The 10829-nt window shown below is 58.6% G+C and carries 14 protein-coding genes and 1 pseudogene; 2 read left to right on the forward strand and 13 right to left on the reverse strand.

Going from position 1 to position 10829, the window contains the following annotated elements; all coding sequences use genetic code 11:
- Positions 1–135 precede the first annotated feature (135 nt).
- A pseudogene (locus CK627_RS15675) lies at positions 136–1412 on the forward strand (esterase/lipase family protein).
- 72 nt (positions 1413–1484) lie between these two features.
- Here CK627_RS15675 and CK627_RS15680 read toward each other — a convergent pair.
- Positions 1485–2372, reverse strand: a complete 888-nt coding sequence (locus tag CK627_RS15680; RefSeq protein ID WP_095592820.1) for a PhzF family phenazine biosynthesis protein — start codon at positions 2370–2372, stop codon at positions 1485–1487.
- 199 nt (positions 2373–2571) lie between these two features.
- Here CK627_RS15680 and CK627_RS15685 point away from each other — a divergent pair, with 199 nt between their 5' ends.
- Positions 2572–2775 carry a hypothetical protein gene (locus CK627_RS15685; RefSeq protein ID WP_010634071.1) on the forward strand — a complete coding sequence of 68 codons (204 nt, stop codon included), beginning with the start codon at positions 2572–2574 and terminating at the stop codon, positions 2773–2775.
- Positions 2776–2834: 59 nt separating this feature from the next.
- On the opposite strand, the gene CK627_RS15690 is transcribed toward CK627_RS15685, so the two are convergent.
- The 12 genes from CK627_RS15690 to CK627_RS15750 all read right to left on the reverse strand — a co-directional run bounded on the left by CK627_RS15690 (position 2835) and on the right by CK627_RS15750 (position 10703).
- On the reverse strand, positions 2835–3665 hold the full coding sequence (locus CK627_RS15690) for a hypothetical protein (protein ID WP_095592821.1): 831 nt from the start codon (positions 3663–3665) through the stop codon (positions 2835–2837).
- 98 nt (positions 3666–3763) lie between these two features.
- On the reverse strand, positions 3764–4249 hold the full coding sequence (locus CK627_RS15695; protein WP_095592822.1) for a GNAT family N-acetyltransferase: 486 nt from the start codon (positions 4247–4249) through the stop codon (positions 3764–3766).
- Positions 4250–4314: 65 nt separating this feature from the next.
- The gene (locus tag CK627_RS15700; RefSeq protein WP_095592823.1) at positions 4315–4926 is read right to left on the reverse strand and encodes a DJ-1/PfpI family protein; all 612 of its coding nucleotides are present in this window, start codon (positions 4924–4926) and stop codon (positions 4315–4317) included.
- A gap of 64 nt (positions 4927–4990) precedes the next feature.
- Positions 4991–5491, reverse strand: a complete 501-nt coding sequence (def, locus tag CK627_RS15705) for a peptide deformylase (protein ID WP_095592824.1) — start codon at positions 5489–5491, stop codon at positions 4991–4993.
- A gap of 12 nt (positions 5492–5503) precedes the next feature.
- Positions 5504–5974, reverse strand: a complete 471-nt coding sequence (locus tag CK627_RS15710; protein WP_095592825.1) for a GNAT family N-acetyltransferase — start codon at positions 5972–5974, stop codon at positions 5504–5506.
- Positions 5975–6262: 288 nt separating this feature from the next.
- Positions 6263–6574: a putative quinol monooxygenase gene (locus tag CK627_RS15720; RefSeq protein WP_017787999.1), complete on the reverse strand. Its 312-nt coding sequence runs from the start codon at positions 6572–6574 to the stop codon at positions 6263–6265.
- Between the two features lie 253 nt (positions 6575–6827).
- Entirely contained in the window at positions 6828–7313 is a 486-nt protein-coding gene (locus tag CK627_RS15725) for a GNAT family N-acetyltransferase (protein ID WP_017787998.1), read from the reverse strand.
- A 17-nt stretch (positions 7314–7330) separates the two neighbouring features.
- Positions 7331–7792, reverse strand: coding sequence for a cupin domain-containing protein (locus CK627_RS15730; protein ID WP_095592827.1), 462 nt, complete (start codon positions 7790–7792; stop codon positions 7331–7333).
- Between the two features lie 295 nt (positions 7793–8087).
- Positions 8088–8894: a PhzF family phenazine biosynthesis protein gene (locus CK627_RS15735; RefSeq protein ID WP_095592828.1), complete on the reverse strand. Its 807-nt coding sequence runs from the start codon at positions 8892–8894 to the stop codon at positions 8088–8090.
- Positions 8884–9537, reverse strand: coding sequence for a helix-turn-helix transcriptional regulator (locus tag CK627_RS15740; protein ID WP_017787995.1), 654 nt, complete (start codon positions 9535–9537; stop codon positions 8884–8886). Before CK627_RS15740 ends, CK627_RS15735 begins: the two co-directional genes overlap by 11 nt.
- Before the next feature lie 13 nt (positions 9538–9550).
- On the reverse strand, positions 9551–9916 hold the full coding sequence (locus CK627_RS15745; RefSeq protein WP_017787994.1) for a RidA family protein: 366 nt from the start codon (positions 9914–9916) through the stop codon (positions 9551–9553).
- Between the two features lie 385 nt (positions 9917–10301).
- Positions 10302–10703: a septal ring lytic transglycosylase RlpA family protein gene (locus CK627_RS15750; protein WP_167385367.1), complete on the reverse strand. Its 402-nt coding sequence runs from the start codon at positions 10701–10703 to the stop codon at positions 10302–10304.
- Positions 10704–10829: the final 126 nt, after the last annotated feature.

Consider the following 10829-nt stretch of genomic DNA (forward strand, 5'->3'; position numbering starts at 1 on the left):
CACGAGGTAGTTTTCCTGCCAAGAACCGTCGGCGCGTTACTGGCAAACCCGGGGCAAAGGGCGCAAGCTGGTTGTCGTGCACGCTGTTCGCGGCCGGGCGGGAGTAGGCCGACAATATCTTCACAGGGGGCTCTCATGACGCAACCAACCGCACCACCACCCGCCACTTCCTGGCATCTTGCGGACATTCGCGAACTGACACGACTGTTCATTCAGGCCCTGCCTGCGACCATACAGCTCACCGAAGCCGTCCATCAGGCGGTCTTGAGCGGCATGGGCTTCAAGGGCGGGAGGAAGGAAAGACGGCAGGGATCACCGGGCTGGTTTATAAGGGGGTACATGGCGCCGCCAGCGCGTTGGGCAGCGGCCTCCATGCCCTGCTTGCCCGTCTGCCGCCAGCCCCGCCTTTGCAGCAAATACCCGACACGCCTGGCCGCGCCGCCCTGCTCGCCACCCTCAATGGCGTGATGGGGGACAAGCTGGTCGAGAGTCACAATGCTCTGGCCACCCCCATGACCCTGCGTTATCTCGGCAAGCCCCTGAGCTGGCAAACCCTGACGGCACAGCTGCCCCCTCGCGCACGGGTACTGCTGATGGTGCACGGGCTGTGCATGAACGATCTGCAGTGGCAGACCCGACATCAGGATGCGCCGGTCAATCACGGGGAGATGCTGGCCGAGGCGCTGGGTTACGTCCCCATCTATGTGCGCTACAACTCGGGCCTCTCCATCGTGCAGAACGGTCAAGCACTGGCCCGTCAGCTGGAACAACTGGCAGCCCATTGGCCCGGCGGCCTTGGCGAGATCAGCGTGCTGGCCTACAGCATGGGCGGGCTGGTGATCCGCAGCGCCTGTCACAACGCCGACATGGCCGCCCTGGCATGGCCGGCTCACCTTAAAAATCTGCTGTTTCTCGGCACGCCCCATCATGGCGCGCCGCTCGAATCAGTGGGCCACTGGCTGGAACGACTGCTGCCAGTGACGGCCTACAGCGAGCCGTTCGTCAGACTGGCACAGCTGCGCAGCGCCGGTATCAAGGATCTGCGCCACGGCAAGGTGATGGACTCATCCCCTGCCCAGAGTCCCCTTTCTTCCCCCTTGATCGATCCTCGTACGCCCTTGCCCCTGCCGGGCGGAGTCCGCTGTTTTGCCATTGCGGCCACCACGGCGGCCAAACGCAGTCTGCTGGCAGACCGGTTGATTGGTGATGGTCTGGTGCCCTTGCGCAGTGCCCTTGGCCTGCATGACGAGGCTCGCCACCAGCTTGCCTTCCTCCCCGCCCATACCATGATTGCCTATCGCACCAGTCACATGGCGCTGCTCGACAGCCCGCAGGTGGCTCGCCAGCTGCAGCACTGGCTACAGAGCGATCACCAGGAGCAGATCCCATCTGAGGAGCACGAGCCGCAATAGGCCAAAGCAGCCATGCAGGTTTCCCTCGACACAACGAAAAAACCGCCTGATGGCGGTTTTTTATTGTCTGGGTTACATCAGGCGGGCGCGGCCAAATACCCGGATTGAACTGCCGGGCTCGGGGGGGATCTCGGCGTGCAGGTGCGACGCCATCCCCATCTCCTCCCCTTGCAAGAGATCGATGATGCCACCGTGGGGCCAGTGCAGGTCTCGCAGGTAACCGGCAAAGGCCGCGGTGGCCGCACCGGTGGCGGGATCTTCATAGACACCGCCATAAGCAAAGGGGTTGCGGGTATGAAACAGCTGCTCGCGGGCGGCATGAACCAGCAAGATGGTGACCAGCCCCTCTTGCTGCATCAGGGCGCGCCCCGCGGCCATCTCGTAGTGCATGGCCGCCAGGGCCGTGCGGCTGTTGAGGGCCAGCACCAGGTGATCGGCGCCGCCATGGATAAGGGCCGGCGGAATGCGGGGATCCAGATCTGCCTGGGTATAACCAAACAGCGCCAACGCGGCGCTCACCAGTTCGGCAGGGGCTGGCTGGCTGCTGGTGGGGGGCGATTGCAGCGCCGCCTGCCACTCCCCTTCCCCATCCAGCCAGCTCGATACCGAAATGGTGGCCTGATTGAGCTGCAACCCATACTCACCAGGACCAACCCGGCGACCCAGCGCCACCCCAAGGGCAATGGTGGCATGGCCACAAAAAGGCACTTCGGCCAGTGGAGAGAAGTAACGCACCCGCCACTGCGGCGCCGTCGTCCCGGCCGTCCCATCGGCAATGGCGAGCGGCGCGGCAAAGGCCGTCTCTGAAAAACCCACCTCGGCGGCGATGCGCTGCATCTCCTCGGTAGCGGGCAGCTGAGCACCAAGCCAGACCCCAGCCGGGTTGCCTCCCGTCTCCCCAGAAGAGAAGGCGGCAATACGCACCAACTCGGGTTTCCACTGTGCTGCTGGCTCTGTCATGACTTGCTCCTGACGATGGCTGATAACCCTGGCCTGCCGACTGTGCTTGCACATACCGCAGGCCGCTTTCCATAAGATAGCGAGCCCGCCGTGGCCGGTAAATTAAATGGTACACGGGTGCCGCTTGGGCGCCGCAGAGCCGGGCGGCAGCAACTACCTTTGAGGCGTGTCTGTATAAGGTCCTGCAGTGGAGCACCCTATGTATTCTTACACCCTCAGCTTCAAGGAGGAGGTCGACAAGCTGACCGCCCCCGAACATGAGATCAACCTGCACAGCCCCGCCCAGGCCGGTGATTTCATCATCCTCTCCGATGGCAGCCGCCATCAGGTGATGTTCGTCACCCATCGCGCTCACTACAGCAGCCTCTACCTCGACAAGGGGGTCAGGATGCCGCAGGGCTAATACCGTCAGCCCGTTGCAGATGACTACCGCACAGGGCTGCGCGTTGAACGCTTGGAGTCTCAGAGTACCTTGATCACCGGCTGGTGCATGATGGCGACCTCGTTCTGATAGACCACCAGCTCACCCGGCGGCATGCCCTGCTCACCCAAAACGGTCACGGCGCACTCGTAGCGGTAAGGGCCGCTGGTGAATTGAAAGGTGTGGTTGCCTCCTGTGCCCTCCACCCTGACGGTGCCATTTTTCAGCACCAGATCCGGCTTGTCGCTGAGCACCTTGCCCTTGGTCCAGGAGGCGTAGCGATAGCGGCCATCCCCCAACTCGTCGATGCGAATGGTAAATTTCTCGGTCTGCCACATCAGCTCGGGGCGCTTGTACTCCCGCAGGCCGGGATAAAGATCACTTTTCTGTTTGGCGACAAGCTCAGCTTTCAGTTTTGCTGCCTGCGCCGTCTGATGATTGATACCGATCACCTTGCCATCGAAATCCAGCCACACCTCGCCACTGCCGAGCATGATGCCGCGCCAACCCATGGCCTGCCAATCCTGCCTGGCCCGGGAGCTGGTGATGCGCTTTAAAATGACCTCATCAAACACCTCGTCGAAACGGGCTAGCATCTCGGCCGGGCTCTTGATGGCGGGGATGGGATACTCTCGCTTGAAGGGGTACTTGATCTGACGGGCCAGCGCCTGCTGATCCCGCGCCTTGGCGGCATCGATCACCCGCTGTACCAAGGGCTGATACTCGGCGGCGAGCAGCGGCTCCTCGGCGTGGGCCGGCATCATAGCCAGCAGCCAGCCCAGCAGCGACACCAGTACCAGACTCCCCCAGCGAAGCGCCATTTTCCCCGGCGCTTTGCCTTTCTCACCAACAGCCCACTGCACCTTGTTCATCTCATCTCCTTCAGTGGCTTGCAGCCTGCCCTGTTCATATCGTCATTCAGGGCGCGGATGCGCTCCCACCGTCTTCGGCTCAGGTCGCTTGCCCAGTTTCAAGCCGGGTCCGGCAACCGGTATTCATAAAAATCTGTCTCGGCATGCTTGGGGTTTGGCCCAAGATATCGCCACCCGCAGCATCGATAGAAACGCAGCGCACGCAGGTTGAGGCGGCTGACTGACAGCACTGCCCGCCGGCAACCGGCCTGCTGCATTGTGTGGGCAACGTGTTGGAGCAGCAATGCGGCCAGGCCCTGTCCGCGCGCCTGCGGCGTCAAATAGATCAGGTGAACATAACCGCTATCCGGCTCGGATGAAGAGGTCCGAAATTCCAGCTGCCCTACTATTTCGCCACCGCGCCATACATGCAGATAATGCCACTCCCGGCTGGTCAGCCTCGTCGTCATCCTTTCCCGATAGCCCGCCAGGAACGCGTCAAATCCGTCGTCGCGATGGAAGCTGCACACATAGGCGTCCCGGCGCGCTGCCACACAAAACTCATAGTCACGGGCCAGATTGACCCTGTTGAACGCGAGGTTCATTCACCATCCTTGTCATAGCGCTTGCTTGTCATGGTCTGAACCGAGCTCAGGAGCATTGGATGACATCAGTCAAATGCATTCTCAGCATCTCTGATGGTGGAAGATATCAGTTTTTCGAAGATTTCCATTTGTCCGGCAGGAATAAGTTGAGACTGGATCAACCTGCGCTTCTCCGGACCAAAACACCGTTCGGCCACCCAGCCAATCAAATAAACCAAGGAGAGGCAGCCGCCTGCCGTTGCAATATTTCCTTGCACTACCAGGGGAGAGTCTTGAACATCTCCCCCCATCTCCAGCAACCGGGCTTTGGCTGCGGGGTTGGTTGTCAATTTCTTTCCCTTCAGCAAACCCAGTTCATGCAATATGAATGAACCTGCGCATATTGAGCCAATCAGCTGCCGCTGCGGCTCCAGTCGCAACGCGGACATGAACTCATGGTCCTGCAGCGCGGCAGGGATGCCACGCTGCCCGCTGGTGATCAGCACCACATCCTGATCACGGGCTTCCGTCACATGTCCATCCGCCTTTACGTTGATACCCAGTGCAGAGCCATGCTCCGGTTTGGTTCCCAGTATTTTCACCGACCAGCTATCTTTGCTTCTTCCAAGCAGGTCATACATCAAGAAAAAATCCACATCGGTGAAATCATCAAATAAAACAATACCAACCTTGTACATGGTTACCCCGTCATCCTGTGCAGATAATCAAATGGTTATGTAACGTGCCGCATGAAATATCGCGTCATGTCGCCTTGAAGTGCTTTTTTACCTTTTTCAACGCCATAGTGCGCTTGAGCGGCGAGAGATAATCGAGAAACAGATTTCCCTGCAGGTGATCGATCTCATGCTGCATCACGACGGCCAGGAAATCGCTGCTCTTTACCGTGATCGGGGCGCCATGACGATCCAGCGCCGACACCATCACTGTGCTGTAACGTTCGACGTCGGCGTAATAATCGGGAACGGAGAGACACCCCTCTTGGCCAAGCACCGGGTCAGTGCCGCTTGTCACTTGCGGATTGATCAATACCAGCGGCTGATCCCGTTTTTCCGACAGGTCGATGATGACGATGGCCTCCTTGCGCCCCACTTGCGTGGCGGCGAGACCAATACCATTGTCGGTGGCATAGAGGGTCTCCAGCAGGTCATCGATCAGGCCTTGCACGGCCGCAATATCCTCAACCCGCTCGGCCTTGACTCTCAACCTGGGGTCGGGAACCGTTAAAATATCCAGCCTTGCCATCAATACGCACCCTCAACCATGGGCAACCCATGACTCTTCTCTCGTTACCGGCCGGGACAAGGAGACGAACGCCGGCTCTTCCGCCACCACCTGATAACCGAGGCGCCGATAAAACCGCAGCGCCCCCTGATTGGCGGTAAAACTGGACAGGGTCACTCGCGCCCTCCCCTCACGTGCCGCTTCCCGTTGCAGCTGCGCCATGACGGCCGAACCAAGCTGCCGGCCCTGATGGCGAGGGAAGATGATCAGCAGATGGACGTGCAGCGCATTCTCGTATGGCTTGCAGCAGAGCAGGCCGACTCGCTCGCCCCCGACCAGGATCCACGAAAACCAGTGCGGCTGATATTCGCTGGTCAACCGCGCGCGCTGCATCTCGTCATCCCAGCCAAACACTGCCTCGACATAGGGAAAGATCCCCTCTTTGACGGCCGCAAAGCGCTGTTCACTCTCACTTGGCGGGATCCCTGCCAGTGTTATCTCCATTTCATCCCTCTGATCTGTTCGGCGCCATGACGACCAATGCCCCCATCACAGCCCCCGCGATGGTGACGATGCTGCGGGGTTTGGCCCCAATATTGATTTTCATTTGGGTATCTTACTAAACAATCTGGAGATGAAAAGGTTGCAGGTACAAACAGGTGGCATAAGTGTGATGAGACGTCCCTCGTCGGAGGATGGAGGAAAGCAAATCAAGGGGAAGATGACGGGGGATAGCGTCCGGTGCGGCACCGGGCATGGGAAGAAATCGGGCCAACCTTGGGCCCGATGGGTTTAAGGGAGGCTCACCTCCTCCATAAAAATCAGCCGCAGCGGCTCTGCCAGCAGTACCTCGGCCTGGACGGCAAAGGCCTGGAAATAGTCCGTCTGGCAGTGACTATCCAGCGCGGCCTGATTGACGAACGCTTCGCGCATATAGAAGGTGCCCGGCTCCTCCTGCAATTCAAACAACACGTAATCTAGGTTGCCCAGCTCGCGCCGCGTCGGCGCAATGAGCTTGAGCAGCTCGCGGCGCAGTTGCTCTCTCATGCCGGTGCGAGCCTTCAGCACGGCGATAGACACCAGTTTGTCTGTCTCTTTTTTCATCCATCCTTCTCCGTTTTACATCGTCAACACACTAGAGAGTGCAGCCTGGACAGCTATTTATAGTGCCGGATGCACCCCCATCAGAAGTTGCCCAGTGTAGGCAGGACGGAGGGGGCCATATAGGGGGGCAGAATGAACACAGTGTTCACCACGCCGTGCACAGAGGAACAAACGAGCGGGAGGGATCATTGCGCAAAGGGTGTCAACGTTACCCGCCAGGAGGCGGCACGGCTTGCAACCCCCTGGCTAAGGGCTAAGGGTCTGCAGACCAGGATTCAACATCAAGGCAATAGGTGGTGAAAGGGTGTTCGCCCTGGCGTGTTTTCCTCACCCAGATGGCCCGTCTGGCGAGGGAGCGGTAAGGCGGGCGGGTATCCAGCAGGTGAAAGAGGATCGTCCGATGGCCAAGCTCCCTCGCCCACCCCATCATCTCGTTGAAAATCGCCACGCCGCTTCCCCAGCCGGCCCTGGCGAGCACAATGGCAAGCTCCACCCCCTCGTCATCGGGCTGGATACCGCACCACCCCACCAGGGTGCCGTCGAGAAAGATGGCGCGCACGCGGCAACCTGGCCGGGCGTCGACTCCCAGCTTGTACGCCATCCAGTCGCGCACCCCGGCCACATCGAAAAGCGGGTGAGGGATCAGGTGCTTTCGCAGCGTCTCATCGTTGAGCAGCGGCAGAAAATCCTCTGCCCTGACAGCAGAAAAGGGGCTGAACACCATGGAGGTCTCTCTCATTGCGCGAAGAGGCGCCCCTAGTAGGGGCTGCCATCCTTGTGTCTGGCTGACCAGGCGCCATCGGCACCCTGTACCAGGGCCAGATCGTCATCGGGATAGTCGACGGTGTCCCCTGGCAGCCGGTCCCCCACCTCGAGATAGACGGCGTCCACTTCACCGTGGTTGAGCAACTGGTGGGCCAGGCCGCTGCCACCCTTGAAGCCGATGCACTCCCCTGGTGACATACGGTACTCCTCCTCCCCGTGGCGCAGGGTGGGATTGCCCGAGAGCACATAGACGAACTCGTCCTGCAGGCCGTGATGGTGTTTGAGCGCCGAGATGGCCCCCGGTGCCAGGGTCGTCAAATTGACCCCGAAATTGGTGAGGCCGAAATGATCCCCCAGCCTGCGCCGGGTGCGGTGCTTGACCAAGGAGGCAAAGGGCTCCGGATAAAGGGACTTTGCCTTGTGCTCGGGGATGGCCGCGCGCTTGTCAGTCATGTTCTGATCCTCCCTGTGAATGACGTCTCTCTTTATAACCTGCTCCTTAGCGGCAAAACATCAGCAGGGAGTTGAAGGAGTGTCTCGCACACCATGCCAAGAGAGAAGTCGACGATGTCGGGGCCCGGAGAAAGAGCTCCACAAGGGCAAAGGGGGAATCTTGCCGGGAACGCAGAGCGTGATGCCCCTCTATCATCTGGCCTATCTCGTCGACCCACTCCCTCTTGCACCGCGCCAGCAGATAGCGCTCGTCATCCGCCTCCGATAGGGCAAGGTAATAAGGCGTTTGGAACCACTACAGCAGGAAGAAGCCTTCGATCGTCATGCGAGCCTCACCATACAACTCCACGCGACCGTCATCCCGTACCAGACAACGCAATGTGCCCTTGCGCGCCCCCCCTTGCTGGGCAATTAGCTCTTTCTTTCCTGTTCGTGCTGCCCAGAACGGCGCCAAGAAGGTATGCGCAGAGCCGGTCACCGGATCTTCGTTGACGCCAACCTGAGGGCCAAACCAGCGAGAGACAAAATCGAAGCGTTCATCGGCCGCCGTCACAATGACACCGCGGGTATCAAACTGCACCAGCGTATTGAAATCCGGGGCCAGTCTGTCGATGATCTGCCTGTCATCCACCAGCACGATCAGATCATCAGATTGCCATACCCCAACGATCCCTTCTTCTATACCGAGTGAAGCCAACAATCCCGATGGAGGCGTTATCTGAGTCACCGCCTTGGCAGGAAAGTCCATGCAGTATTCATGGCCTGAGCGGGTCACGGTAAGAAGTCCGCTGCGGGTGTGAAAATGAATGCGCTCACCAGCATGGTCCAGCTTGTTAAAAAGCACCCAGGCCGCGGCCAGAGTCGCATGCCCACACAAATCGACTTCGACCCCCGGTGTAAACCAGCGCAAGTGATAACCATCCTCTGCCGGGATAAAGAAAGCAGTCTCGGACAAATTGTTTTCAATGGCGATTGCCTGGAGCACTTCATCATCCAGCCACGTCTCAAGAGGACATACCCCGGCCGGATTACCGCCAAAAGGCCGAGAGGTAAACGCATCCACTTGATAGAAGGGGATCTTTATCGAGCTACTACTCTTCATCGCATTTCTCCAGGTAGTTGTAAATCGTGTATCGCGTCACCCCCAACATTCTGGCGACATGGTTGACACTACCTTTTATCTTGAAAAACCCCATGCCATGAATGTCTGATACGACGCGCCTTCTGAAGTCAATCTTGTTCTCTGAGCCTGTCTGCCGATATCTCTGCAACACATCATCCAACGTCTGGATGGATATATTGCTCGTCCTGCCACCCAGCCCTTCTTCCATGCCGGCTGGCAGGAAAAGATAATCCAGATCGCGCTTCAATTGATTGACAGTTTCCATATCGACATTGATGCAAAATGCCACCAATGGAGTGCCACCCTCGCCGTAATAGATTGTCGATGCGCTATTCAAGCGCTTCCCGGAAGCCGTCTTGGAAACATAACCGCTGAATGTGCGGTGCCTGATATCGGATGAGGCCTCGAGCAGCCCCAAAAAGCCCATGTCATCATCCGGTCCGGATAACAGCGCATCCCCTTTCTTGCGGCCACTTACATGCCCATTGACGATGGCGATGATGGACGCCTCGGGTCTGGTCAGATCATGTAATACCGCTTCGGTATTGGCGGGAATAGTGGTTCTAAGGGTGTCAAGGGATGCCGTCAAGGCAGTGATCAGACTGCCATGTTTCATGTCCATGTGAATTCTCTCTCTATGAAGCGGTCGCCTGGACTTCAACTTCCACATCCAGCCCAAATGCCAGCGCGCTGCTAGTCACCGAGCGAGCCGGGAAGCCATTTGAAAACCAAGTGCGATACTCAGCGTTGAATTCGGCAAAGTGTTTCATGTCACTCAGCCACACTTGCACCCTGACGACCTGATCTAGGCTCACGCCCGCCCGTGTCAGCGTCCCGTCTATCGACTGCATAATCCGCCGGGTTTGCTCCGCAACCGAACCATACAGCGGCTCACCACTGGCAGTCATCGAAACCTGGCCAGAGAGGAAGACAAAACCGTTCGCCTTCACTGCATCGGCAAAGGGAAAAGGCTTGTCGGTGGCATATCGTTCAATGGTCATGACGCTCTCACTCCCTCATAAATGTTACTGCGCCTAAGATAGCATCAGGCCTCCCTTTTTTTTAAACTTTTTTTTGCAAATTCAACAAAAAACAGCAAAATACATTAAATATCAATATTTTGAGATTGTTGTCATCGTTTGTCGGAACAATATGCGAGGCAGGGTTAGGGTGAGACAGTCTTGAGATAAGGAGAAATGAATGTAAAGGGACAGGGGATATGGCTGAAGCATTACGAGAGTGAGCTGGGCTGGCGGGCTGTAGAACCTCCCGTCACAGTGATGGGGGCAGATTAGGCCGGCCATCTGGCGGGCTTAATCAAACCCGTCCCTGATGGAGCAGTCAGTACCATATGGATTTATGGCACTCCCCTTTTCAGATCGCTGGCTAATTCACTACCTCGACCCTGACCTTGATAAGCCCGGCGCGGGGATTGCCGATGGCGCTGAAGGCCGCCTTGGAGAGATCGATGATGCGCCCGCGCGGGAAATTGCCCCTGTCGTTGACCCTGACCACTACGCTCTTGCCGTTGGCGAGGTTGGTGACCCGCACCATGGCGCCGAAGGGCAACTCCATGTGGGCAGCGGTGTTGGCGTGGCGCTGGTAAGGCTCGCCGCTGGCGGTGCGCTTGTTGTGGTAGCGATCGGCGTAGTAGGAGGCAAGCCCCGTCTCGCTATAGCCGCGCCAGCTGCCGCCGTGGCTCTCGTCATAGCGACTGCTGCAGGCGGCCAGCAGCACAATGAGCGACAGCAGCAGCCCCTTTCGCAAAAATTGCCCCTTTTCAACCATGTGCCTTGTCCTTGCTCCCCTGCGGGGTTGTCGATGCCAATGAAGCGGTAGCGGGCATGAGCGAACCGGCGTGGTGCCGGCCAGCCATGGCCGCGCCGCTACTTTGCCACAGTTTCCAAACAAAAC

This window comes from Aeromonas dhakensis, assembly GCF_002285935.1.
GTDB classification, from domain to species: domain Bacteria; phylum Pseudomonadota; class Gammaproteobacteria; order Enterobacterales; family Aeromonadaceae; genus Aeromonas; species Aeromonas dhakensis.

Coding starts and splice junctions, on each gene's coding strand:
- CK627_RS15720 (WP_017787999.1), bottom strand. CDS start 6,574: ATGAAAAAAGAGACAGACAAACTGGTGTCTATCGCCGTGCTGAAGGCT.
- CK627_RS15700 (WP_095592823.1), bottom strand. CDS start 4,926: ATGTACAAGGTTGGTATTGTTTTATTTGATGATTTCACCGATGTGGAT.
- CK627_RS15690 (WP_095592821.1), bottom strand. CDS start 3,665: ATGAACAAGGTGCAGTGGGCTGTTGGTGAGAAAGGCAAAGCGCCGGGG.
- CK627_RS15685 (WP_010634071.1), top strand. CDS start 2,572: ATGTATTCTTACACCCTCAGCTTCAAGGAGGAGGTCGACAAGCTGACC.
- CK627_RS15695 (WP_095592822.1), bottom strand. CDS start 4,249: ATGAACCTCGCGTTCAACAGGGTCAATCTGGCCCGTGACTATGAGTTT.
- CK627_RS15710 (WP_095592825.1), bottom strand. CDS start 5,974: ATGGAGATAACACTGGCAGGGATCCCGCCAAGTGAGAGTGAACAGCGC.
- CK627_RS15680 (WP_095592820.1), bottom strand. CDS start 2,372: ATGACAGAGCCAGCAGCACAGTGGAAACCCGAGTTGGTGCGTATTGCC.
- CK627_RS15725 (WP_017787998.1), bottom strand. CDS start 7,313: ATGAGAGAGACCTCCATGGTGTTCAGCCCCTTTTCTGCTGTCAGGGCA.
- CK627_RS15730 (WP_095592827.1), bottom strand. CDS start 7,792: ATGACTGACAAGCGCGCGGCCATCCCCGAGCACAAGGCAAAGTCCCTT.
- CK627_RS15740 (WP_017787995.1), bottom strand. CDS start 9,537: ATGGACATGAAACATGGCAGTCTGATCACTGCCTTGACGGCATCCCTT.
- CK627_RS15745 (WP_017787994.1), bottom strand. CDS start 9,916: ATGACCATTGAACGATATGCCACCGACAAGCCTTTTCCCTTTGCCGAT.
- CK627_RS15750 (WP_167385367.1), bottom strand. CDS start 10,703: ATGGTTGAAAAGGGGCAATTTTTGCGAAAGGGGCTGCTGCTGTCGCTC.
- def (WP_095592824.1), bottom strand. CDS start 5,491: ATGGCAAGGCTGGATATTTTAACGGTTCCCGACCCCAGGTTGAGAGTC.
- CK627_RS15735 (WP_095592828.1), bottom strand. CDS start 8,894: ATGAAGAGTAGTAGCTCGATAAAGATCCCCTTCTATCAAGTGGATGCG.